Source organism: Mesorhizobium sp. Ca11 (assembly GCF_020165275.1).
In the GTDB taxonomy this organism is placed as follows: domain Bacteria; phylum Pseudomonadota; class Alphaproteobacteria; order Rhizobiales; family Rhizobiaceae; genus Mesorhizobium.
In genome coordinates this window covers 1-22,739 of the sequence record NZ_JAIUHU010000012.1, presented here as the reverse complement: position 1 = coordinate 22,739, position 22,739 = coordinate 1, and the positions used below count along the sequence as shown (strand labels likewise).

20 protein-coding genes are annotated in these 22,739 nt (G+C 64.8%); 13 read left to right on the top strand and 7 right to left on the bottom strand.

The window, feature by feature from the left end; all coding sequences use genetic code 11:
• The first annotated feature begins 86 nt into the window (after positions 1-86).
• The 4 genes from LB538_RS20690 (at position 87) to LB538_RS20675 (ending at position 2,669) form a co-directional block, all read left to right on the top strand.
• Positions 87-749, top strand: a complete 663-nt coding sequence (locus tag LB538_RS20690; protein ID WP_224528302.1) for a YggS family pyridoxal phosphate-dependent enzyme — start codon at positions 87-89, stop codon at positions 747-749.
• Positions 750-835: 86 nt separating this feature from the next.
• The gene (locus LB538_RS20685; RefSeq protein ID WP_095769739.1) at positions 836-1,090 is read left to right on the top strand and encodes a type II toxin-antitoxin system Phd/YefM family antitoxin; all 255 of its coding nucleotides are present in this window, start codon (positions 836-838) and stop codon (positions 1,088-1,090) included.
• Positions 1,090-1,491, top strand: coding sequence for a type II toxin-antitoxin system VapC family toxin (locus tag LB538_RS20680; RefSeq protein WP_224528303.1), 402 nt, complete (start codon positions 1,090-1,092; stop codon positions 1,489-1,491). The genes LB538_RS20685 and LB538_RS20680 overlap by 1 nt, the downstream gene beginning before the upstream one ends.
• Before the next feature lie 128 nt (positions 1,492-1,619).
• Positions 1,620-2,669, top strand: coding sequence for an aldo/keto reductase (locus tag LB538_RS20675; protein ID WP_224528306.1), 1,050 nt, complete (start codon positions 1,620-1,622; stop codon positions 2,667-2,669).
• A gap of 58 nt (positions 2,670-2,727) precedes the next feature.
• Here the strand turns inward: LB538_RS20675 and LB538_RS20670 are convergent, their stop codons facing one another.
• Positions 2,728-3,633 (bottom strand): LysR family transcriptional regulator, encoded by a 906-nt coding sequence (locus LB538_RS20670; RefSeq protein ID WP_224528308.1) that lies wholly within the window; start codon positions 3,631-3,633, stop codon positions 2,728-2,730.
• Positions 3,634-3,755: 122 nt separating this feature from the next.
• On the opposite strand from LB538_RS20670, the gene LB538_RS20665 reads away from it, so the two are divergent.
• Together LB538_RS20665 and LB538_RS20660 are read left to right on the top strand one after the other, a co-directional pair.
• Positions 3,756-4,943 (top strand): MFS transporter, encoded by a 1,188-nt coding sequence (locus tag LB538_RS20665; RefSeq protein WP_224528310.1) that lies wholly within the window; start codon positions 3,756-3,758, stop codon positions 4,941-4,943.
• A 38-nt stretch (positions 4,944-4,981) separates the two neighbouring features.
• Entirely contained in the window at positions 4,982-6,016 is a 1,035-nt protein-coding gene (locus tag LB538_RS20660; protein WP_224528312.1) for an aldo/keto reductase, read from the top strand.
• A gap of 58 nt (positions 6,017-6,074) precedes the next feature.
• On the opposite strand, the gene LB538_RS20655 is transcribed toward LB538_RS20660, so the two are convergent.
• Positions 6,075-6,347 (bottom strand): usg protein, encoded by a 273-nt coding sequence (locus LB538_RS20655; protein WP_095769745.1) that lies wholly within the window; start codon positions 6,345-6,347, stop codon positions 6,075-6,077.
• Between the two features lie 302 nt (positions 6,348-6,649).
• On the opposite strand from LB538_RS20655, the gene acs reads away from it, so the two are divergent.
• Positions 6,650-8,605: an acetate--CoA ligase gene (gene acs, locus LB538_RS20650; protein ID WP_224528314.1), complete on the top strand. Its 1,956-nt coding sequence runs from the start codon at positions 6,650-6,652 to the stop codon at positions 8,603-8,605.
• Positions 8,605-9,372: an MOSC domain-containing protein gene (locus LB538_RS20645; RefSeq protein WP_224551557.1), complete on the top strand. Its 768-nt coding sequence runs from the start codon at positions 8,605-8,607 to the stop codon at positions 9,370-9,372. Before acs ends, LB538_RS20645 begins: the two co-directional genes overlap by 1 nt.
• A gap of 12 nt (positions 9,373-9,384) precedes the next feature.
• Here the strand turns inward: LB538_RS20645 and LB538_RS20640 are convergent, their stop codons facing one another.
• From LB538_RS20640 to LB538_RS20630, 3 genes are all read right to left on the bottom strand, one after another.
• The gene (locus tag LB538_RS20640) at positions 9,385-10,653 is read right to left on the bottom strand and encodes an SAM-dependent methyltransferase (protein ID WP_224528321.1); all 1,269 of its coding nucleotides are present in this window, start codon (positions 10,651-10,653) and stop codon (positions 9,385-9,387) included.
• Positions 10,654-11,056: 403 nt separating this feature from the next.
• Positions 11,057-12,472, bottom strand: coding sequence for a pilus assembly protein (locus LB538_RS20635; protein WP_224528324.1), 1,416 nt, complete (start codon positions 12,470-12,472; stop codon positions 11,057-11,059).
• Positions 12,473-12,895: 423 nt separating this feature from the next.
• Positions 12,896-13,765, bottom strand: a complete 870-nt coding sequence (locus LB538_RS20630) for a transglutaminase-like domain-containing protein (protein ID WP_095769748.1) — start codon at positions 13,763-13,765, stop codon at positions 12,896-12,898.
• Between the two features lie 172 nt (positions 13,766-13,937).
• Here LB538_RS20630 and LB538_RS20625 point away from each other — a divergent pair, with 172 nt between their 5' ends.
• Complete coding sequence (locus LB538_RS20625; protein WP_224528330.1) at positions 13,938-14,603, top strand: HAD-IA family hydrolase; 666 nt, start codon at positions 13,938-13,940, stop codon at positions 14,601-14,603.
• Here the strand turns inward: LB538_RS20625 and LB538_RS20620 are convergent.
• Complete coding sequence (locus LB538_RS20620) at positions 14,600-14,821, bottom strand: DUF1674 domain-containing protein (RefSeq protein WP_224528333.1); 222 nt, start codon at positions 14,819-14,821, stop codon at positions 14,600-14,602. The genes LB538_RS20625 and LB538_RS20620 overlap by 4 nt on opposite strands.
• Positions 14,822-14,937: 116 nt before the next feature.
• Between LB538_RS20620 and htpX the strand changes: the two genes are divergently transcribed.
• From htpX to purH, 4 genes are all read left to right on the top strand, one after another.
• Positions 14,938-15,975 (top strand): zinc metalloprotease HtpX, encoded by a 1,038-nt coding sequence (htpX, locus tag LB538_RS20615; RefSeq protein ID WP_224528334.1) that lies wholly within the window; start codon positions 14,938-14,940, stop codon positions 15,973-15,975.
• Positions 15,972-17,348 carry an RsmB/NOP family class I SAM-dependent RNA methyltransferase gene (locus LB538_RS20610; RefSeq protein ID WP_411909044.1) on the top strand — a complete coding sequence of 459 codons (1,377 nt, stop codon included), beginning with the start codon at positions 15,972-15,974 and terminating at the stop codon, positions 17,346-17,348. The genes htpX and LB538_RS20610 overlap by 4 nt, the downstream gene beginning before the upstream one ends.
• Before the next feature lie 126 nt (positions 17,349-17,474).
• On the top strand, positions 17,475-19,220 hold the full coding sequence (locus tag LB538_RS20605) for a heparinase II/III family protein (protein ID WP_411909043.1): 1,746 nt from the start codon (positions 17,475-17,477) through the stop codon (positions 19,218-19,220).
• 110 nt (positions 19,221-19,330) lie between these two features.
• Positions 19,331-20,947 carry a bifunctional phosphoribosylaminoimidazolecarboxamide formyltransferase/IMP cyclohydrolase gene (gene purH / locus LB538_RS20600; protein ID WP_224528351.1) on the top strand — a complete coding sequence of 539 codons (1,617 nt, stop codon included), beginning with the start codon at positions 19,331-19,333 and terminating at the stop codon, positions 20,945-20,947.
• Between the two features lie 190 nt (positions 20,948-21,137).
• Here the strand turns inward: purH and LB538_RS20595 are convergent, their stop codons facing one another.
• Entirely contained in the window at positions 21,138-22,517 is a 1,380-nt protein-coding gene (locus LB538_RS20595) for an MFS transporter (protein WP_224528353.1), read from the bottom strand.
• Between the last annotated feature and the right edge of the window lie 222 nt (positions 22,518-22,739).

Sequence of the window (22,739 nt, the reverse complement as noted above, 5' to 3'; positions counted from 1 at the left end):
TGTCGTCGCGGTGTTCACCATGGATTGCCGGACCCGTCAACTGCGGCGAGCCGGCCGACCATGAAAACTATAGGCAGGATAGTGGCATGACGAACGCCGTAGAGCAGCTTCACGCGGTCAGGGCGAAGATCGCGAACGCCGAGCGCGAGGCGAAGCGAGCGCCCGGCGCCGTCACGCTTGTGGCGGTGTCGAAGACCTTCGCGGCCGAGGACATCCGCCCCGTCATCGAGGCAGGCCAGCGCGTGTTCGGCGAGAACCGCGTGCAGGAAGCGCAAGGCAAATGGCCGGCGCTGAAGGCGGCATTCGCTGATATCGAGCTGCACCTGATTGGCCCGCTGCAATCCAACAAGGTCAAGGAAGCGGTGGCGCTTTTCGATATCATCGAGACGGTCGACCGTGAGAAGATCGCCGCCGAGCTTTCAAAAGAAATGGCGCGGCAGGGCCGGGCGCCGAAACTCTATGTCCAGGTCAACACCGGCTCCGAGCCGCAAAAGGCCGGCATCGAGCCGCGCGAGGCGGTCGCTTTCGTCAAACGCTGCCGCGACATGCACGGTCTCGCCATCCAAGGCCTGATGTGCATCCCGCCGGCCGATGAAAACCCCGGCCCGCATTTCGCGCTGCTGGAAAAGCTCGCCCGCGAGGCCGGTGTCGCGAAGCTCTCGATGGGCATGTCCGGCGATTACGAGACCGCCATCGCCTTCGGCGCGACCAGCGTCAGGGTCGGGTCGGCAATCTTCGGCAACCGGTGACGCCGTCACCCGCTATCTTTCCGTGGGGTTGATTGATGATCCGCTGCCGCCACGCTATATCTAGCCAAGCTAGCTAGGAGCTGCGGATGAACTGGCATCTTCAGGACGCGAAGAACAATTTTTCAAAAGTGGTCCAGCGCGCGCGAACAGAAGGGCCGCAGACCGTGACGCTTCGCGGCGAACGGGCTGCGGTCGTGCTGTCCGCCGAGGACTACGACCGCTTGGCCGGGAAGAAGAAATCGCTCGCTGAATATCTTCTGACCGGCCCCGGCTGGGACGATGAGTTTCATAAGGAAATCACCCGCCGCTCGGATACGATGATCCGGGACGTCGACCTCTGATGTATCTGCTCGATACGAACGTTGTTTCAGACGCGCAGAGGCGACTGCCGAAACCAACCGCCTGGCTGGCTTCGGTTGATCCGACCTCGATCAGTCTCAGTGTGATCACCATTGGTGAGATCGAACGTGGGACCGTCAAGCAGCGCAAGACCGACCCCGACAGGGCAGCGCGGCTTGACGTCTGGCTGCGGGAACTGCGCCGAGACAATGCGGACCGCATCCTGGCGATCACGGAAGAGGTCGCCCTCGCGTGGGGCCGTACCACGGCCGGACGTACGCGAGGGAACGCCGACACCCTCATTGCGGCAACCGCCCTCGTGCACGACCTGATCCTGGTCACTCGAAACGTGGCCGACTTCGAAGGCATGGGCGTGACGGTCGTCAATCCTTGGGAAGTCTGACGTTTCAAGATCCGCTGATTGGCAACTTCACATCAAGTTGACCACCGCGCTTGCGCCAGAACTTGAAACGAAACGGACCGTTCCTATTTGCTTGGTGCATATTCACTCCTTTCTCGGGGAATCTCACCATGCGTTATAATCAGCTCGGCAACACCGGCCTGTTCGTTTCCGAACTCTGCCTCGGCACCATGACATTCGGCGCCGCCGGCGAGAATGCCCAATGGGGCCTGATCGCCAGTCTCGACCAGAAGGGCGTCAACGAGATCGTCGGCCGCTCGATCGCCGCCGGCGTCAATTTCTTCGACACGGCGGATGTCTATTCCTTCGGCCAGTCCGAGCAGTTGCTGGGACAGTCGCTCAAGGACCTCGGCGTGAAACGTTCGGATGTTATCATCGCCACCAAAGTGCATGGGGCCATGGGCAACGGGCCGAACGAGCGCGGCTCCTCGCGCGGTCACATCATGGATTCGGTCGACGGCAGCCTTAAGCGGCTGCAGCTCGACCATATTGATCTATACCAGCTGCACGGCACCGACACGGTCACGCCGATCGACGAGACGTTGCGCGCGCTCGACGACCTCGTCGCCAGCGGCAAGGTCCGTTACGTCGGCGTCTCCAACTGGCAGGCCTGGCGTATCGCCAAGGCGCTGGGCATCGCGGAGCGCAAAGGTTATGCCCGCTTCGAGACTATCCAATCCTACTACTCGATCGCCGGCCGCGATCTCGAGCGCGAGATCGTGCCGCTGATCAACGAGGAAAAGCTTGGCCTGATGGTCTGGTCGCCGATGGCCGGCGGGCTGCTTTCCGGCAAATACGGCCCCGGCGCGCCCGGCAATGGCGAAGGCCGCCGCGCTTCCTTCAACTTCCCGCCGGTCAATGAGGACCGCGCCTGGGCGGCGGTTGCGGTCATGCGCGAGGTCGCCGGAAAGCACGATGTCAGCGTCGCCACGGTGGCGCTGGGCTATGTGCTGGCCAAACCTTTTGTGATGAGCGTCCTCATCGGCGCCAGTCGCATGGACCAGCTCGAGCAGAACCTCGCCGCGACCGGCTTGAAGCTCGACGCCGACGACCTCGCCAGGCTCGACGAGGTGAGCGCGCTGCCTGCCGAGTATCCCGGCTGGATGCTGGAGCGGCAAGGCGCCGGCCGGCGTCCCGCGCCGTTCGTGCCGAAGGCGTAATTCCGCTCGGGCAGACAGGTCGGAGCCGCGTGCCATTGGCGCGCGGCTCTTTCCTCATTCAGAGACGAACGCTTTCCGCGAGAAAATCGAGGAACGCTCGGACGCGGGCCGGCAGATGCTTGCCCTGACCGACATAGACGGCATGCGTCGGCTCCTCGTCGCCGGGATTGAACTCTTCCAGCAACGGCACGAGCAGCCCAGCGGCGATATCGGGTTCAACATGCCAGCGCGCCAGCCGGGCTATGCCGGCCCCTGCCAGCGTCGTTCGCCGCATCGCTTCGCCGTCGGTCAGCGACATGTTTCCGACAATCGGCATGATGATCGATTTGCCTGTCGCATCGACAAACGGCCAGCCCTCTATGTGCCTGGCGAAGCCGAAGGCCAGCATGTTGTGGCGAGCGAGGTCGGACAATGCGCGTGGCCTGCCGCGCGCTGCAAGATACGCAGGCGACGCGACCAGGACCATCCGGCTCTGGCCGAGCTTGCGCGCAACCAGGCGTGACTCGCGCAGCGGCCCGGCGCGGATGGCGACATCGGCGCGCTCTTCCAGAAGGTCGATGACACTGTCGGTCAGCACGGCTTCGACGAAAATCTCGGGATAATTTTCCAGGAAGCGCGGCAAGAGCGGCATCAGCCGGTGCTGGCCGAACGGCACATAGGAGTTGACCCTCAGCCTGCCGCGCGGCGCCGCGCCCGCCGCCGCTTCGCGCTCGGCCGCGTCGAGATCGGCGAGGATGCGCAGGCCGCTGCCATGGAAGGCAGCCCCTTCCGGCGTCAGCTGCAGCTTGCGCGTCGAGCGGCTGATCAGCCGCGCGCCAAGCCGCGCCTCCAGCCGCGCGATCAGCTTGCTCACGGCCGACGGCGTCATGCGCAGCGCCCGCGCCGCGGCCGAGAAGCTGCCCGCCTCGACGACGCGGACGAACACTTCGACCTCGCCGGAGCGGTTGATGTCCGGTCTCGCCATTCGTGAATCTATTTCACAGAAAATATGCCCGATGCAAGGCTGGTTCACAGCTTGGCGGATCACGATCTTGCGTGTCGGGGCGCGGGCCTGAGCGTCCTTCAGCACCAAATGGACCATCGCCAATGCCTCTTGCTCTTTATGCCCTCACCGCCGGCGCCTTCGGCATCGGCGTCACCGAATTCGTCATCATGGGCCTGCTGCTCGATGTCAGCGCCGATCTCGGCGTCTCGATCTCGGCCGCGGGCCTGCTCATCTCCGGCTATGCGCTGGGCGTCGTCGTCGGCGCGCCGCTGCTTGGCGCCTTGACCGGACGCCTGCCGCGCAAGACCCTGCTGCTTGCCCTGATGGTGGTCTTCACCGTCGGCAACCTCGCTTGCGCGCTGGCGCCCGACTACTGGACGCTGATGGCGGCCCGTGTGCTCACCGCCTTCGCCCATGCCTCCTTCTTCGGTATCGGCTCCGTCGTGGCCACCAGCCTTGTCGCGCCCAACCGTAAGGCCTCGGCCATCGCGCTGATGTTCACCGGCCTTACCGTCGCCAACATCCTCGGCGTGCCCTTCGGCACCTGGCTTGGCCAAGCCTATGGCTGGCGTTCGAGCTTCCTGGCCGTCACGCTTATCGGCGTCATCGCCTTTGCCGTGATCGCGCTGCTGGTGCCGCGCGACGAGCCTACCGCCACGGAGGAAGAGGAGACCTCCGAAGGCACGCTCGCCGTGCTCGGCCGCCGGCCGGTGCTGCTCGGCTTGTTGACCACGGTGCTGAGTTGGGTCGGCGTCTTTGCGGCCTTCACCTATCTGGCGCCCATCCTCACCCGCGTCACCGGCTTTTCCGAGGCAGCCGTGTCGCCGATCCTGCTGGTTTTCGGCGGTGGCCTGGTGGCGGGCAATCTGCTTGGCGGGCGCCTTGCCGACCGCCATCTGGTGCCGACGGTTATCGGCACGCTGGTCGCACTTTCGGCGATGCTGTTCGTGATGGCCGCGGCGATCCACCAGCCGGTGGCAGCGATTGTCGCCGTCGGTCTGCTCGGTGCCGCCGCCTTCGCCACCGTCGCGCCGCTGCAGATGTGGGTGCTGGAGAAGGCCGAGGGCGCCGGCCAGGGCCTGGCCTCCTCCTTCAACATCGCCGCCTTCAATCTCGGCAACGCCATCGGCGCCTGGCTTGGCGGCTTCGTCATCGACCACGGCCCCGGCCTCGGCGCCGTCCCCCTTGTGGCCGGCTTAGTGCCGCTCGCCGCGCTCGGCGTCGTGTTCATGGCGCTGCGTCTCGAACGCGGCCGGGCGATCGGCAGGCCGGTCACCGCGCAGTGCTGAGCGCTGACTCCCTTCGACATCCAATCAGGAGAAAAAACATGGATTATCGACCTCTCGGCGCCTCCGGCCTGAAAGTGCCCGCCCTTTCCTTCGGCGCCGGAACTTTTGGTGGCTCCGGCCCGCTGTTCGGCCATTGGGGCAACAGCGACGCGAAGGAAGCGCGCCGCCTGGTCGACATCTGCCTGGAGGCGGGCGTCAACCTCTTCGACACGGCTGATGTCTATTCGAACGGCGCTTCGGAGGAGGTGCTGGGCGAGGCCATCAAGGGCCGCCGCGACGCGGTGCTGATCTCGACCAAGACGTCCCTGCCGATGGGCGATGGCCCGGCCGACTGGGGCTCGTCCCGCTCGCGCCTGATTCGCTCCGTCGACGCGGCGCTGAAGCGCCTCGGCACCGATTATATCGACTTGCTTCAGCTCCACGCCTTCGACGCCTCGACGCCGATCGAGGAGGTGCTGTCGACGCTGGATCACCTCGTGCGCTCCGGCAAGCTGCGCTATGTCGGCGTCTCCAATTTCTCCGGCTGGCAGGTGATGAAATCGCTCGGCCTGGCGGAAAAGCACGGCTATCCGCGCTATGTCGCGCATCAGGTTTATTATTCGCTGGTCGGGCGCGACTATGAATGGGAGCTGATGCCGCTCGGCCTCGACCAGGGCGTCGGCGCCTTGGTATGGAGCCCGCTCGGCTGGGGCCGGCTCACCGGCAAGATCCGCCGCGGAAAACCCTTGCCGGAGAAGAGCCGGCTGCACGGCACCGCCGATTTCGGCCCGCCGGTCGAGGACGAGCAGCTTTTCAAGGTGATCGATGCACTGGAAGCGGTCGCCGCCGAGGCCGGCAAGACCGTGCCGCAGGTCGCCATCAACTGGCTCCTGCAGCGGCCGACCGTAGCATCGGTGATCATCGGCGCGCGCAACGAGGAGCAGCTGCGCCAGAATCTCGGCGCCGTCGGCTGGGCGTTGACGGCGGAGCAGATCGCGGCGCTCGATGAAGCAAGCGCGGTGACGGCGCCTTACCCGTACTTCCCCTATCGCCGCCAGGAAGGCTTCGCCCGGTTGAACCCGCCGGCGGTGTGAAGCCAGCGCTGAAACTGCCAATCTCCCCCTTGCGGGGGAGATCAGCTGTACCGCCGCCTCAGTGCACCCGAAACTCCCCATCCACCTTCCGCCACTCGTTCGGCGCGATCAGCTTCTGATGCGTGTAGGTGACCGAATGCAGCGGGCCGTCGAGCTTGGTCTTCCAGAACTCGATGAAGCGGATCAGCACCGGGAATTCCGGAGCTAGGTCATAGTCCTGCCAGACATAGCTTTGCAGCAGGTGCGGGTGATCGGGGTAATGATAAAGGATCTTAGCCGTAGTCAGCCCGTATCCCCTGAGCATCAGATCCATTTCGGAATTGTCGCGCATTGCGTTTCCTTGGTTGATTCTCCTTCCTCCCAACGCTGAATTGTGCCCACGGTTGCTTAACTGTCTATGGATTTCTTCGAGACTCTGCAAAATTTTTGTCGTTAAAACAGGCGGTTAGCAGCCGCGAAGCGAGAGTGCTAATGGCTGGTCCAATTGCCCCTGCGTCATCCCGCCACGCGAATCCAACGTCTAATGTTGCCGTCACCGCGGAACTGTTAATAATGCCCGCGAATTCGCGGCCGCTTCGCCGCGATGGCGCCGGCGGCGCAAGCCGGTGGATGGTTTGGGAGGAAAGCAAAGAAATGTCCGATGTGCATGTCCACCGCGTCCAGCCGGCGTGGAAGAAGAACGCGTTGATCGACAACGACACCTATCTCAAATGGTATGCCGACAGCGTGAAAAATCCGGATAAGTTCTGGGGCAAGCACGGCAAGCGCATCGATTGGTTCAAGCCTTTCACCAAGGTCAAGAACACCTCCTTCGACGGCAAGGTCTCGATCAAGTGGTTCGAGGACGGCCAGACCAACGTTTCCTACAATTGCATCGACCGGCATTTGAAGAAGCGCGGCGACCAGACCGCCATCATCTGGGAAGGCGACAACCCCTATGACGACCGCAAGGTCACCTATAATGAGCTCTACGCGCATGTCTGCCGCTTCGCCAACGTGCTGAAGAAGCATGGCGTCAAGAAGGGCGACCGCGTCACCATCTACATGCCGATGATTCCGGAAGCGGCCTATGCCATGCTCGCCTGCACGCGTGTCGGCGCGATCCATTCGGTCGTGTTCGGCGGCTTCTCGCCCGATGCGCTGGCCGGCCGTATCGACGACTGTAAATCGACCATCGTGATCACCGCTGACGAGGGCCTGCGCGGCGGCAAGCCGATCCCGCTCAAGGACAACACCGACAAGGCGATCGACATCGCCGCCAAGGCAGGCACCAAGGTGGAAAAAGTGGTGGTCGTGCGCCGCACCGGCGGCAAGACCGGCTGGGTGCCTGGACGCGACGTCTGGTACCATGAGGAGGCCGCGACCGTTAAGGCCGACTGCAAGCCGGAGAAGATGAAGGCGGAGGACCCGCTGTTCATCCTCTACACCTCCGGCTCGACCGGCAAGCCGAAGGGCGTTCTTCACACCACCGGCGGCTACCTCGTTTATGTCTCGATGACGCACCAGTATGTGTTCGACTACCATGACGGCGACATCTACTGGTGCACGGCCGATGTCGGCTGGGTGACCGGCCACAGCTACATCGTCTACGGACCCTTGGCCAACGGCGCCACGACGCTGATGTTCGAAGGCGTGCCGAACTACCCCTCGCAGTCGCGCTTCTGGGAAGTGATCGACAAGCACAAGGTCAACATCTTCTACACCGCGCCGACGGCGCTGCGCGCGCTGATGGGCGCCGGCGACAGCCACGTGAACAAGACCTCGCGCAAGTCGCTGCGCGTGCTGGGCACGGTCGGCGAGCCGATCAATCCGGAAGCCTGGGAATGGTATTACAACGTCGTCGGCAACGCCAAGGTGCCGATCGTCGACACCTGGTGGCAGACCGAGACCGGCGGCATCATGATCACGCCGCTGCCGGGCGCCACCGACCTCAAGGCCGGCTCCGCCACGCGACCCTTCTTCGGCGTCCGGCCGCAACTGGTCGACGGCGAAGGCAAGGTGCTGGAGGGTGCGGCCGACGGCAATCTCTGCATCGTCGATTCCTGGCCGGGCCAGATGCGCACCGTCTATGGCGACCACGACCGTTTCGTGCAGACCTATTTCTCGACCTACAAGGGCAAATACTTCACTGGCGACGGCTGCCGGCGCGACGCCGACGGCTATTACTGGATCACCGGCCGGGTCGACGACGTCATCAACGTTTCCGGCCACCGCATGGGCACGGCCGAGGTGGAATCGGCGCTGGTCAGCCATGAAAAGGTGTCGGAAGCCGCCGTCGTCGGCTACCCGCACGACATCAAGGGCCAGGGCATCTACTGCTATGTCACGCTGATGGCCGGCACCCAATCGAGCGAGGAATTGCGCAAGGAGCTGGTCGCGCATGTCCGCAAGGAGATCGGCGCCATCGCCACGCCCGACAAGATCCAGTTCGCGCCTGGCCTGCCGAAAACCCGTTCGGGCAAGATCATGCGGCGCATCCTGCGCAAGATCGCCGAGGACGATTTCGGCGCGCTCGGCGACACCTCGACGCTCGCCGATCCGGCCGTGGTCGACGATCTCGTCGCCAACCGGCAGAACAAGAAGGGCTGATGACCGGCAAGGCAATCCTCGGCACCGTCAGCCAGCTCTGGCGCTATCCGGCGAGTTCGCTCGCCGGCGAGCGGCGCGATGCCATCTCCGTCGGGCTGAGGACCGTCGACGGCGACCGGCTGTTCGGACTGGTCGACGCTTCCGACGGCGAGATCGCCAGGCCCGACCGCGAGGCCAGATGGCACAAGGTGCCGCTGATCCGCACCAGGCTGAGCGAGGCCCCGGTGAATAGGGAATGGCAGCTCGAAGTGGCGGTGCCCGGTGGCGAATGGCTGCCGGCGCCGGATCCGGAAAGCGACCGCGCGGTATCGGCCTTTCTCGGCTTCGAGGCTTCGATCCGGCCGTTCGGCGCGCAGAACGCGACGCCCGGCTACGCCGGCCCGCTGACCGAGGCCCGCTATGCCAAGGCACCGATCCATCTGCTCACCACCGCCTCGCTGGCCAGGCTGAAGACGCTGCATCCCGAGGGAACGCCCGATCCGCGCCGCTTCCGCCCCAACATCGTTGTCGAGATGGACCCGGTCGAAGGCGCCTTTCCGGAGACGCAATGGATCGGCAGGAAGCTCGCGGTCGGCGATCTGCTGCTCACCGTCTCCGAACCCTGCCGCCGCTGCGGCTTCACCATCATCGCCCAGGACGGCTTCGACACCGACCCCGGCATCCTGCGCAATTTGGTACGCCACAACGCTCACAATCTCGGTGTCTACTGCACGGTCGACCGGCCCGCGCGGATCGAGCTCGGCGCGCCGATGCGCTTGATGGACTGAAGCGGGTCGGGTCTACCGGTACAAATCCGCCCGTGTCGGCGGCAGGCCGCTCGGGCCGCGGGCGCGCCTGGTGGCGACGGTCTGGAAAATCTGCGCCGAGGCGCGCTCGAAGGTGATCGAGCAACCCGTCAGATAGAGCAGCCACAGCCGCGCTTTGGGCTCGCCGACCTCGGCGACCGCCTCATCGAAGCGCGCACTGAGGCGCTCCGCCCACAGGCGGCAGGTTTGCGCATAATGCTCGCGCAGGTTTTCCACGTCATAGACCAGGAAGCCGAGCGCCTCGAGATTGCCGAGCGTCATGCCGATCGTGTCGAGCTCGCCGCCGGGAAAGATGTATTTGATCAGGGCCTTGTATTCCGGCCCCTTGCGCAGGGTCTTCTTCAGGTCGCCCTTGCTGCGCCGGGTGATGGCATGATGCAGATAGATGCCGCCGGGTTTCAGCAGGCGGTGGACAGTCGAGAAATAGGCAGCGTGGTTGGCGATCCCCAAATGCTCGAACATACCGATCGACGAGATCTTGTCGAAGCTGCCGGAGAGCTCGGCATAGGACTTTATCTCGATGGTGATGCGATCCTGCAGCCCCTCGGCGCGAATGCGCTCGCGGGCAAGCTCGGTCTGGGCCTGCGACAGCGAGACGCCGTGGCCGACGACGCCGTAATGTTTCGCCGCATGGATCAGCATCGCGCCCCAGCCGCAGCCGATGTCGAGCAACGTTTCGCCCGGCTTCAGCCTGAGCTTGCGGCAGATATGGTCGAGCTTGTCGATCTGCGCCTGGTCGATGCCGTTGGCGAAATCCCTGAAATAGCCGCAGCTGTAGACCATGCGCTCGTCGAGGAAGAGCCGATAGAAGGCGTTCGAAATGTCGTAATGGTGCTGGATCGCCTCCTTGTTCGACCCGCTGACATAAGGGTTGCGGCCGGAAAGATCGCTGCGCGCCGTCATTTGTTTGCGCGAGAAAAGCACCGCCGGCAGGTCGCGCAAAATCGCCAGCTTCGGCAGCGATCTGAGCTTCGCCTTGAGCTTGCCTTGCGAAGGCAGCGCGTAGAAATCGAACAGCGTGCCTTCTTCGATGTCGATGGTCTTGGAGATCCACATCTCGACCAGCGTCGAGAAGCGCGGCCGGCGCAGCAATTGCCAGACGATATCCTGGTCGTTGATGGTGAGCACAGGACCGCCGGCGGGACCGATGCGCTCGCCGGTCCAGAGCTTGACCGCGAAACCCGGTTTCAGCGTCTCGACGACCGTTCGTGCGATCCGCGCGGCTTTGTCGGCGGCGTCCATTCTCACCTCCCGATGCGTCGAATGCGGGCCCTCCCGGGCGCCACTGTCATCCAACTGGCCTGCGTAGCGCAATCCCGATCTGTTGCCCAAAAACACCGCGGGCAGGGATTTCCCGCTTGCCATTCCGTCGCGGCACCTTGCCATTTGCCGCGACGCACCCCATCATCTGTGTGTGTTCAACGAACTGAAAGGAGGTGATCCGATGTCGAGTGATTTCGTTTTCCATAACGTGAGCTCAGCGGATTGCACTTTCGGGAAGCAGTCTTCCCGTTAAGGCGCGAGACGCGCGGCAGGTAGCCCGATGGGGTTGCCGCCGGAAGCCGCGTCATGGACGGAAACACGGAAGGCCGCCGGCTTCGTCAAGAAGCGGCGGCCTTTTCCTTTTTGGGGTCGGCGCTGCAGTTCAGCGGCTGATTGTAAGCTTTTCGATATTACGGCTGATTTCGCCGAAGGCCTGTTTCAATTCGGCGCCGTTGGCGGCCTCGTAGTAATGCTTGAGCGACGAGGTGTCGTCAGTCGCGCAGTTCTTCAACAGGGACTTGGCCTGATCGCGTTCGGTCGCGGACATAGCCGGGTCGTTGAGATCGAAGCCGATGGTGAATATCTCGATGCTGTCGCGTTTCATGTTATCGCAGATGGCTTCGGCATTGGCGCGCGACTTTTGACCTTGATCCTGCGACCGCGACGCGCCGCGTCCGCCGGCAAAGGCGGTGTTGAACTGGCCGTCCGTCATCAGAATGGCGATCTTGGCCACCCTGTTCCGATCGAAGTTGGCGGGGCCGGCACCCAGGCGGGCGCTCGAGATTGCCGTGCGCCAGGATGGCGAGAGCATGTAGTAGCCCCATTGCGCGGCAATGCCGCCTGCGGTCACGCCCCCAGCCTGAAAATGATCGATCGCCGTCAGCAGCTTGTCCTCATCAGCAGTCAGCGGAACCAGGGCAGCCGTAGGGCATAGCGTCATGCGGTAGTCGCGGTTGACTTTGGCCAGATAGATCTTGCCCTGGTTGTCCCGGCGTTGCGTGTAGGGCCCGTCCGATGAATAATCGGCGTAGCCGTCCTTGTCCTTGCGCTCGGTTGCGCAATGATCGGAGACCGTAGTGGAAACCGCTACCGGGGCATCGATCGGCGGCGGCACTTTCGGCCCCGTCTCGGTCTCGACGAAGACGGTATCGGCCAGGCCGCCGGTGTTGACGGCTTCGGCGTAGGGTATGATCGATACCCGAATCCGGGGATCGTTGGGATCCCGGTTTTGATCCAGGAGATCCTTTACCGTCTGTGATGCGGCTGCCTGCAGGTCGCCGATCTTGTTGGTCTTGGTGCGCCAGTCGGGCCTCATCGAACCGGTGACGTCGAGCATCATCGCCACCTCGACGGTCTTGTCGGAATAAAGCGCCGAGGTCGAGGCGGTCACGCGGCGCATGGTGCTGGTGCTGAACAGCGGAAAATAGAGGCCGACATCGACATGCGCATCCGCCTGTACGGTGTTGGCCGTCCTGTTGACCGTAAGCCTGTCGAGCACGATCTGGTTGGCCTGCAGGATGCCGGCCGTGCTGTTGGCCTCGAGAAACGCCTGCACCGTTTTGTTGGCATCGGTTTCCGTGATGACGCCGAGGGTGAGATCGCGGGCCGTCGAGGTCACGGCGGCGTCGACGACGCCCTGCAGGCTCGACCTCGCATTGTAGAGTTGCGAGATATTGACGGCGAATCCCACACCCAGCGCGAGGACCGATGCGGCAGCTCCGAACAGTACCGCGAAATTGCCTTCGCGGTTGCGGGCAAAGCCGTCCACCCCACGAACGACACCTCTGAACTGCCGCATCCCTTCCGCCTCCACTGTCCGCGGCACCGTGCCGCTCGGCAGAGGCGTTGCAGGATTTCGGCCAGAAGCCGCCGTAAGGCGATTAACAAGAGGTTAATCCGTTGTTTTTGCTGACTTTCGGCAAATCTGAAGGTGAACCGGAAGTAAACGAAAATGCCTTGGAAACGCGACCTTCATGAAGCGCTTACCATAGTCTTGAAGACTGTCGCGGTCGTTCTCTCTTCGGCACAATCGAACTGTGCCGAAGCGGGTCAGCGGCTCCGGTGAAACATGGCGCAGCGCAGGGTCTGTTGAGATTCGGGTCAGCCGAGTCGAGAAGGGCGGCTTCCGAGAACCGGAGCGGAGCGTGCTTAAAGTACGTGAGCACCGGAAGCGCAGGAGGCCGTCCTTCGCAGGCCGGCCTCACCTGAATATCGACAGAACCTACCCCAGCATCTGCGCGCTGGCCGTCCGATCGACGCCGTGATGCGGGGGATTGAAGCGGTTGCCTTCCTGCTCGTAGGTCCAGACCTTGAACAGGGTGAGCCGGTGCGGGCCGAAACTGTGCAGCAGCGGCACGTCGGTGGCGTCGCGGCCGCGCGCGATGACGACGCGGCCGATGCGGGGCCGGTTGTGGCGCGGATCGAACGTGTACCATTTGCCGTCGAGGTAGACTTCCATCCAGGCCGAGAAATCCATCGGCGCCGGGTCGGCCGGCACGCCGATATCGCCGAGATAGCCGTTCACGTAGCGCGCCGGAATGTTCATGCATCGGCAAAGCGCGATCGCCAGATGCGCGAAATCGCGGCACACCCCGACACGCTCCTCATGCGCCTGGGCCGCCGTGCGTGTGGCGCGCGCATAGCCGTAGCCGAAGGAAAGCCGGCTGTTGACGTAATCGACGATCGCCTGGACGCGTGCCCAGCCGGGCGGCAGCTGGCCGAAAAGCTGCCAGGCGGTGTCGCTGAGATGGTCGGTCTCGCAATAGCGGCTGCCGAGCAGATAGACCAGCACATCGTCCGGCAGTTCCGCGACCGGCGTTTCGTGCGCCAGCGTGTTCACCTCGTCGGTCTCGCCGCTGTCCTCGACCGCCGCGTCATAGAGGATGCGGAAGTTGCCTGCCGGCGCCGTGAAACGACGGCAGATATTGCCGTGGCGGTCGCGATAGGTCCGGGTCGGCACCGAGGGCGAGGTCAGAACCCGCGTCTGCCGCTTGATGTCGGCATGGCGGTCCGGATGGATGTCGAGAAGCGAGATGATCGGCGTCACGGCCGCGCATTCGATGGCGATTTCATAGCCGAGCCGGATCAGCATCGCATGCCCCCCTTGATGATTTTGGAAAGACTGCCCGTTCAACGCCGCGAGCCGGAGCTTGTTCCCGTGCCGGGATGAAATGGTGGGCCTCTCGCCTTCTCAGGCGGTGCCGGCCGGTCTAAACTGGGCTTTGCGTTTCGCCCCTCCCGAAAACGATTCTCCAGGACATTCGATGTTTGCAGGCTCAAAATTCGCTGCCTTCCTGTTCGACATGGACGGCACGGTGCTCAACTCGATCGCCGCGGCGGAACGGGTGTGGGCAAAATGGGCGGAGCGTCACGGCCTCGACGTGGCGAGCTTCCTGCCCACGATCCATGGCAAGCGCGCGATCGAGACGATCGCGGGACTGAAGCTGCCGGGCGTCGACGCCGTCGCCGAAGCCGATGCGCTGCTCAAGGCCGAGGCGGAGGACCTCGAAGGCATCGTCCCGATTCCTGGTGCCATCGCGTTTCTGCAATCGCTGCCGCCGGAGCGCTGGGCGATCGTCACCTCGGCGCCGCGCGAGCTGGCGCTGCTGCGCATCGAGGCGGCCGGTATTCCGGTTCCCGCCATGATGGTCACGGCGGAAGATGTCACCCATGGCAAGCCGGCGCCGGACTGCTTCCTTTTGGCGGCAAAGCGTCTCGGCGTTGAGGCGCGCGACTGCCTGGTCTTCGAGGATGCGCCGGCGGGCATCGCGGCAGGCGAGGCCTCCGGTGCGTCGGTGGTGGTGATCAGCGCCACGCATGTCCACCCGCTGGTCACGCCGCACCCGACAATCCGTTCCTATGAGGAAATCGGCATCGCTACGGACGTCAGTGGCTGGATCGCGCTCGCGCCCGAGCGTGCGGTTGCTTAGAAGTCGGTGGCGAGCCCCTTCACCTCCCAGTCGCCGTAGCGGCCGGGCTCCTTGCCGCCGCGACCGCCGATTTCCTTCGGCAATTGCGCTTCGGCCGCTCGGTAGTTCCGGCGACGCGCTTCGGCTTCGGTCAACGCGCGCTGCGCCGCTGGGGTTAGCGTTTTTTGCGGCTCTTTGGTCGTTGCAACTGCTTCGGGTTTGCTGGGTTCTTCAGTCATGCGATACTCCCGCCGATTGAAACGAAGACCGGCGCCTCCCATCATATAGCCATGACGACAGAAGGATCGACCTCTATTCGCCACCTCCTCCGCCATCAGACCAGACGGATGAAACGATGAACACGCTTCGCACCGCCATGCTTCTCGCCGCGATGACGGCGCTGTTCATGGGCGTCGGTTATCTGATCGGCGGCTCGGGCGGCATGGTCATCGCGCTTCTGGTCGCCGCCGGCACCAATTTGTTCAGCTATTGGAACGCCGACAAGATGGTGCTGTCGATGAACCGCGCCGTCGAGGTCGACGCGAAGAACGCGCCCGAATATTACGCGATCGTGCAGGCGCTGGCCAAGCAGGCCGGCCTGCCGATGCCGAAGACCTATCTGATCGACAACCCGCAGCCCAACGCCTTCGCCACCGGCCGCAATCCGGAAAATGCTGCCGTTGCGGCGTCCACCGGCCTGCTCGAGCGGCTCTCCCATGAAGAGGTCGCGGCGGTGATGGCGCATGAGCTTGCCCATGTGCAGCATCGCGACACGCTGACCATGACGATCGTGGCGACGCTCGCCGGCGCCATCTCGATGCTCGGCAATTTCGCCTTCTTCTTCGGCGGCAGCCGCGAGAACAACAATCCATTCGGCTTTGTCGGCGTGCTTGTCGCGATGATCGTTGCGCCACTCGCCGCGATGATCGTGCAGATGGCGGTGAGCCGCACCCGCGAATACGAAGCCGACCGGCGCGGCGCCGAGATCTGCGGCAACCCGTTGTGGCTGGCTTCGGCGCTCAACAAGATCGCGCGCGGCGCCGAACGGATCCCCAATGAGGATGCCGAGCGCAATCCGGCGATGGCGCATCTTTTCATCATCAATCCTCTGCATGGCGAGCGCATGGACAATCTGTTCTCGACCCACCCGAGCACCGAGAACCGCATAGCCGCGCTGCAGGAGATGGCGCGCGCGATGGGTGGCGCATCGCCGGTCGCCCGGCGCCGGGCTTCTCCGCCACCCATTCAGCCCGAGGAGCCGTCGGCGGGGCCATGGGGCAAGCCGGCGGACCCGCCGCCAGCGGAGGCTGAGCCGGCGCCGCCAAAGCCCAATCCCTGGGGCCGCAACCCGACCGGACCGCGCAATGTCCGGTCGAAGGGTCCCTGGTCGTGACGCCGCCGAGGCGCGGACATTCAGGCAATCCGCAACACAAGGCTGGTGACGAGAACGTCGCCGGCCTTGCCGCACGCAAGGCGGCGGCGCGGCTGCTTGCCGCCGTCATCGATGCCCGCACGCCGCTGGACGGGTTGACCGATAACGAGCACGGCCATCCGCAATACAAGGCGCTGGACGGCCGCGACCGGGCGCTGGTGCGCGCCATCCTGGTCACGGCGCTGCGCCACCGCATGACCATTGCCGGGCTTTTGTCCAAGCGCCTGGAAAAGCCGCTGCCGGCCAACGCCACGGCGCTCTCGCATATCCTCAATGTCGCCGCCGCGCAGATCCTGTTTCTCGATGTTCCCGACAGCGCCGCGGTCGACCTTGCCGTCACCCACGCCAAGTCCGATCCGCGAACGCTGCGTTTCGCCGGCCTCGTCAACGGCGTGCTGCGTTCGCTGGCGCGCGCCAAGGAGGCTGAGCTTGCCCCGGCGCTTGCCGCCACCAGCGAGGCGCCGCAATGGTTCTTCGAGCGGCTGACCGCTGCTTACGGAGCCGACAAGGCGCGAGCCATCCTTGCCGCCCATCGCCACGAGGCGCCGGTCGACTTCACCGTCAAGGCCGACCCGGTGATCTGGGCCGAGCGTCTCAGCGGCATCGTGCTGCCGACTGGCACCGTGCGCGTCGAGAAGCTTGCCGCCAATGTCATCGACCTCCCCGGTTTCGCCGACGGCGCCTGGTGGGTGCAGGATGCGGCGGCAAGCCTGCCGGCACGCCTGTTCGGCGACATCAGAGGCCAGCGCGTCGCCGACCTTTGCGCCGCGCCCGGCGGCAAGACGGCGCAGCTTATTCTGGCCGGCGCCGAGGTGACCGCGCTCGACACCTCGAAGAACCGGCTGGCGCGGCTCAGTCAGAATCTCGAGCGCCTTGGCCTGACCGCCGAGCTCGTCCAGACCGACCTCCTGGATTACCGGCCGGCACAATTGTTCGACGCCGTGCTGCTCGATGCGCCCTGCTCCTCGACCGGCACGGTGCGCCGCCACCCCGACGTGCCATGGACCAAGACCATGGCCGATGTCGAAAAGCTCGCCGATCTCCAGCGCCGGCTGCTTGCCCATGCCGTCACCCTCGTCAGGCCCGGCGGACGGATCGTGTTCTCCAACTGCTCGCTCGACCCGATCGAAGGCGAGGAGCTTTATCGCGATTTCCTCGCCGGGAGCCCCGGCATCGTCGCCGATCCGATCCGGCCTGGCGAATTTGCCGGCGTCGATCCGTTTCTGACCCCGGAGGGTATGTTGCGCACCACGCCGGCCGACCTCGCGCTGGAATCGCCCGGGATTTCAGGCCTGGACGGCTTCTTTGCCGCGCGGATGAGACGGGCCGATTGAAACGTTATCTCATAAAATTTGCTGACTTTTTTAGCGACGGCACGGGCAAGGCGGCGTGAAGCGGTTCACTTCGGCGAAATCCGCCTTCGCATAAGTTCTTGAATCGCATAAGCTTGTGCTCGGGTTATGGGGACATCAGGAGGGCTATTGGCACTTGTTGCCGGCAGCACGACGCGTCTTTGGACGCTTGTCGCGAGGGAGTTCTGGCGCAAAACGCGCCGGCGCCTCCGCGCCGGGCCGGTCTATCGCTGGCGCTATTCCGGCCGCACGCCCGAGCGCGTCCTGATCGCGCCGCCGGATCTGCGGCTCGCCGACCCGCAGATCGCGCTGGAGATCTATTACGGCCGCTACCCTCTGTCGGGCCATTTGGTCGAGACCGGCGGCAAGTCGCCCTTTCAGCTCGACGTGCCCAATCGCGGCTGGCAGAAATCGTTGCATGGCTTCCGCTGGCTACGCCACATGCGCGCCACCGGCACCGAGCTCGCCGCCGCCAATGCGAGAGCCCTGGTGACCGACTGGATCGCCATGCATGGCAACCAGATCTCCGGCATCGCCTGGGAGCCGGGAACGACGGCCAAGCGGGTGATCGCCTGGCTGCAGCACTCCTCGGTGGTGCTGCAGGGCGCCGAATTCCCTTTCTATCGCGCGTTCCTGAAATCGCTCGCCGTGCAGATCCGCTATCTCCGCTCGATGGTGCGCGAGATGCCCGATGGCGAGGCCAGGCTGCGCGCCCGCATCGCGCTCGCCTTCGCCGCGCTGTCCCTGCCGGCGCCGGCCTCGGCGCTGCGTGCCGCGACACGCAACCTGGCCGAGGAGCTCGAGCATCAGATCCTGCCTGATGGCGGCCATATCTCGCGCAAGCCGATGGCGGTGCTGGAGCTGCTGGCCGACCTTCTGCCGTTGCGCCAGACCTATGCCAACCAGGCCGAGGCGCCGCCGTCGGCCTTGATCGGCGCCATCGACCGGATGTTGCCGGCGCTGCGTTTCTTTCGCCATCAGGACGGCAGCCTTGCCCGCTTCAACGGCATGGGCGCCACCATCCACGACCGCATCGCCACCATCATGCGCCATGACGACACGGTGGGCGCGCCGCTGCTGCACGCGCCGCATTCCGGCTACGAGCGCCTGTCGATGGGCGGCGTGACGGTGATCGCCGACACCGGCCTGCCGCCGCCGGTCGACGTCTCCAACGCAGCACATGCCGGCTGCCTCGCCTTCGAGCTCTCCTCCGGGCGCCAGCACTTCATCGTCAATGCCGGCATCGACACCTACGGCGCCCCGGAATTCCGGCCGCTGGCCCGCGCCACCGCCGCGCATTCGACCGCCACGCTCAATGACACCTCGTCGGCGCGCTTCAGCCACTCGCTGCGCGTCAGCGACCTGTTGGGTTCGCCACTGATCGGCGGCCCGCAGCATGTGCCCTGCAAGCGCCTCGACCAGAAGGGCATGCAAGGCTTCGTCGCCCGTCATGACGGCTATGTCCAGCAGTTCGGCTTCCTGCATGAGCGCGAGCTGAAGCTGACCAGCAACGGCAACGTCCTTGCCGGCCGCGACCGCTTCCTGCGCCCGGGCAATGCCGCGATCCGCAACAACGGCCGCGACTTCGTCACGGTGCGCTTCCACGTTCATCCCGACATCAGCCTGCTGCAGGACGACCACGACCGCCTGACGCTCGCCGGCGCGCAGGGCGACAGCTGGGTCTTCACCTGCGCCGAAGTGGTGCCGGAGGTCGAGGAATCGATCTACTTTGCCGGCCTGAGCGGGCCGCGCCGCAGCCGGCAGATCGTGCTCGCCTTCAAGGCCTCGGAAATTGCCGAGGTCCACTGGCAGCTGACCCGCACCATTATTTCCGGCTATTCCGAAAACAACTGAGGCTGGCTGGCAAACGGCTGCGCGCCTGATCCCGGACTCACTTGATTTCCGGGGCTCATATGCTAGGGCCGGCCAACGTCCCTGCCAACAGCTCTGAAAGGCCGCCCGCCATGGCCGTGCCCACAAAAAACATTCCGGCGCCTGACCTCGTTCCGGTGCGTCGCGCGCTGCTTTCCGTCTTCGACAAGACAGGCCTGGTCGATTTCGCTAAGGCGCTCGCCGCCGCCGGCGTTGAGCTGGTTTCGACCGGCGGCACGGCAAAGGCCCTCGCCGGGGCGGGCCTGGCGGTCCGCGACGTTTCCGAGCTCACCGGCTTTCCCGAGATCATGGATGGGCGGGTGAAGACCTTGCATCCGTCGGTGCATGGCGCGCTGCTCGGCATCCGAGACGACGCCGAGCATGCCAAGGCGATGCACGACCACAACATCGAGCCGATCGATCTCGTCGTCTGCAATCTCTATCCGTTCGAGGACGTCCGCCGCTCCGGCGCCGGCTATGCCTCGATCGTCGAGAACATCGACATCGGCGGGCCGGCGATGATCCGCGCCTCGGCCAAGAACCACGCCTACGTCGCCATCGTCACCGACCCGGCCGACTATGCTTCCGTCGTCAACGCGCTGGAGATGAATCTGGGCTCGCTGTCGCTCGATTTCCGCAAGATGCTGGCGGCCAAGGCCTTTGCCCGCACCGCCACCTATGACGCTGCGATCTCCGGATGGTTCGCCGAGGCGCTGGAGATCGAGCACCCGACATGGCGCGCGTTCGGCGGCCGGCTCGACCAGGTGATGCGCTATGGCGAGAACCCGCATCAGGGCGCAGGCTTCTACCTGTCGGGAGACAAGCGGCCGGGCGTGGCAACGGCAAAGCAGTTGCAAGGCAAGCAGCTCTCCTACAACAACATCAACGACACCGACGCCGCTTTCGAGTTGGTCGGCGAGTTCGATCCGGCGCGCTCGGCGGCGGTCGCTATCATCAAGCATGCCAACCCCTGCGGCGTTGCCGAAGGCTCATCGCTGAAGGCGGCCTACGCCAAGGCGTTGGCCTGCGATCCGGTCTCGGCTTTCGGCGGCATCGTCGCCATGAACCGCATCCTCGACGCCGAGGCGGCGGAAGAGATCGTCAAGACCTTCACTGAGGTCATCATCGCGCCCGATGCCACCGACGAGGCCGCCGCCATCGTCGCGGCGAAGAAGAATTTGCGCCTGCTGGTCACCGGCGGCCTGCCCGATCCCCGCGCCGCCGGCACGACGGTGAAATCCGTCGCCGGCGGACTGCTGGTGCAAGGCCGCGACAATGCGGTCGTCGACGATATCGAGCTCAAGGTGGTGACGAAGCGCGCGCCGACGCCGGCTGAGATGGCCGACCTCAAATTCGCCTTCCGCATCGCCAAGCATGTCAAGTCCAACGCCATCGTCTATGCCAGGGACGGAGCGACGGTCGGTATCGGCGCCGGCCAGATGAGCCGCGTCGATTCCTCGCGCATCGCCGCCCGCAAGGCGCTCGACGCTGCCGAAGCGGCGGGCCTCGCCGAGCCGCTGACCAAAGGCTCGGTCGTCGCCTCGGACGCCTTCTTCCCCTTCGCCGACGGCCTCTTGTCGGCAATTGAAGCCGGCGCCACGGCGGTCATCCAGCCCGGCGGCTCGATGCGCGACGAGGACGTCATCGCCGCCGCCGACGAGCACGGCATCGCCATGGTGTTCACCGGGGTGAGGCACTTCAGGCATTGATGCGCTTCTTCCTTCTCCCCTTGTGGGAGAAGGTGTCGCCGAAGGCGACGGATGAGGGGTGCTCCAGGGAATGAGGCGTGGGCGATTGCAGCTTTCGACGGGCATGTTCGCCAAGCTGGAGCACCCCTCATCCGTCTCGGCGCTCCGCGCCGATCCACCTTCTCCCACAAGGGGAGAAGGAAAAGTCGCGCTACCTCTTCGGCTTATCCGCCGGATAGGGTGTCCCCGCCAGGATCGCCATGCCGATGCCGAGGAACAAGATGATCGCCGCCATGCCGAGCCGCGGCGAATCGCTGATGGTGGTGATGCTCGCCACCATGAACGGCGCCAGGAAGCTCGTCGCCCGGCCGGCCAGCGCATAGATGCCGAAATAGCGGCCGGACTCGGCGGCGGTCACGCTGCGCGCCATGTAGGATCGCGATGACGCCTGCACCGGACCGAAGGCAAGCCCGATCAGCAGGCCGTAGAGGATATAGGCTTTCTCCGCAGCTGTGCCGAACAGGCCGCCGGAATCGGCGGTCGGCAGCGGGACCAGGCCGAGCAGCGTGAAGCCAGGCCCTGTCGAGACGACGCCGATGGTGGCGACCGACAGCATCACCAGCGCGATCATCACCACATGCTTCGAGCCGAGCGCAGTATCGAGCCGCGCCGCGATCCAGCAGCCGAAGATGGCGACGACATTGAGGATGATGCCGAACAAGCCGATCTCGGTGATCGACCACTGGAACATGCCGGCTGCGAACGTGCCGCCGAGCGCCAGCAGCGCATTGACGCCGTCCTGATAGATCATACGGGCCAGGAGAAAGCGCAGGATGCCGCTGCGCTGGCGCACTTCCACCAGGGTGGACTTCAGCTCGGACAGGCCCTCGCGCACTGCCGGGCCGATCGGGATTCCCTTAATGGCGTCCGGCGTGAACAAGAACATCGGCAGGATGAACAGGAAATACCAGCCGGCCGACATCGGCCCGGTGAAGCGCGCGTCCTCGCCGAGTTTCGGATCGAGTCCGAACAACGGATCGAGGCCGATGAGCGTCTTGCCGGTTTCGAGATTGCCGGCCAGGAACAGCACCACGAAGATCAGCGCGATCATGCCGCCGAGATAGCCGAGCCCCCAGGCCATGTTGGAGATCCGGCCGATCTCTTCCTTCGGCACCAGCCGCGGCATCATGGAATCGTTGAACACGGTGGAGAATTCGGCCGCCACCGAAGCCAGCGAGAACAGGAGCACGACCAGGAAAAGGTTGGACCCCGGCGCCGCGAACCACAAAAGCGTGAGGCTGGCGATCTTGATGGCCGCGAAAAAAGCGATCCACGGCTTGCGCGGCCCGGTCTGGTCGGCGATCGAGCCGAGCACCGGCGACAGCACCGCGATGACCAGGCCCGCGGCGGCAATGCCGTAGCCCCAGGCGGCCTGCCCGGCAGTCGGATCGCTCGCCATGCGCGAGACGAAATAGGGTCCGAAGATGAAGGTGGTGACAACGGTGAAGAAAGGCTGCGCCGCCCAGTCGAAGAACATCCAGCCCCAAATGCCGCGCCCCGATGCCCGCTGCACTGTCTCTACCGCCACCATGCTGATTCCTCTGGCACCGCTCGCGTCGGGCGCCATGTCTGCATGTTTTCGGGCAGCGATGCAAATGGACAAGCGGCGCCGTTCGGGTTCCTCGCCCCACGAAGTGGGCTACGCTATGCACACATCTTCTGTGACTGGCGCAACTGATCAGGCCGAGGCTTGATTGCCACGTGGTTCCCCCAATCCGTCGCTGCTTCGCAGCGCCACCTTTCCCCCCTCCGG

Coding starts and splice junctions, on each gene's coding strand:
- htpX (WP_224528334.1), top strand. CDS start 14,938: ATGAACACGCTTCGCACCGCCATGCTTCTCGCCGCGATGACGGCGCTG.
- LB538_RS20645 (WP_224551557.1), top strand. CDS start 8,605: ATGACCGGCAAGGCAATCCTCGGCACCGTCAGCCAGCTCTGGCGCTAT.
- LB538_RS20685 (WP_095769739.1), top strand. CDS start 836: ATGAACTGGCATCTTCAGGACGCGAAGAACAATTTTTCAAAAGTGGTC.
- LB538_RS20605 (WP_411909043.1), top strand. CDS start 17,475: ATGGGGACATCAGGAGGGCTATTGGCACTTGTTGCCGGCAGCACGACG.
- LB538_RS20655 (WP_095769745.1), bottom strand. CDS start 6,347: ATGCGCGACAATTCCGAAATGGATCTGATGCTCAGGGGATACGGGCTG.
- LB538_RS20660 (WP_224528312.1), top strand. CDS start 4,982: ATGGATTATCGACCTCTCGGCGCCTCCGGCCTGAAAGTGCCCGCCCTT.
- purH (WP_224528351.1), top strand. CDS start 19,331: ATGGCCGTGCCCACAAAAAACATTCCGGCGCCTGACCTCGTTCCGGTG.
- LB538_RS20635 (WP_224528324.1), bottom strand. CDS start 12,472: ATGCGGCAGTTCAGAGGTGTCGTTCGTGGGGTGGACGGCTTTGCCCGC.
- LB538_RS20595 (WP_224528353.1), bottom strand. CDS start 22,517: ATGGTGGCGGTAGAGACAGTGCAGCGGGCATCGGGGCGCGGCATTTGG.
- LB538_RS20665 (WP_224528310.1), top strand. CDS start 3,756: ATGCCTCTTGCTCTTTATGCCCTCACCGCCGGCGCCTTCGGCATCGGC.
- LB538_RS20670 (WP_224528308.1), bottom strand. CDS start 3,633: ATGGCGAGACCGGACATCAACCGCTCCGGCGAGGTCGAAGTGTTCGTC.
- LB538_RS20640 (WP_224528321.1), bottom strand. CDS start 10,653: ATGGACGCCGCCGACAAAGCCGCGCGGATCGCACGAACGGTCGTCGAG.
- acs (WP_224528314.1), top strand. CDS start 6,650: ATGTCCGATGTGCATGTCCACCGCGTCCAGCCGGCGTGGAAGAAGAAC.
- LB538_RS20675 (WP_224528306.1), top strand. CDS start 1,620: ATGCGTTATAATCAGCTCGGCAACACCGGCCTGTTCGTTTCCGAACTC.
- LB538_RS20690 (WP_224528302.1), top strand. CDS start 87: ATGACGAACGCCGTAGAGCAGCTTCACGCGGTCAGGGCGAAGATCGCG.
- LB538_RS20630 (WP_095769748.1), bottom strand. CDS start 13,765: ATGCTGATCCGGCTCGGCTATGAAATCGCCATCGAATGCGCGGCCGTG.
- LB538_RS20680 (WP_224528303.1), top strand. CDS start 1,090: ATGTATCTGCTCGATACGAACGTTGTTTCAGACGCGCAGAGGCGACTG.
- LB538_RS20620 (WP_224528333.1), bottom strand. CDS start 14,821: ATGACTGAAGAACCCAGCAAACCCGAAGCAGTTGCAACGACCAAAGAG.
- LB538_RS20625 (WP_224528330.1), top strand. CDS start 13,938: ATGTTTGCAGGCTCAAAATTCGCTGCCTTCCTGTTCGACATGGACGGC.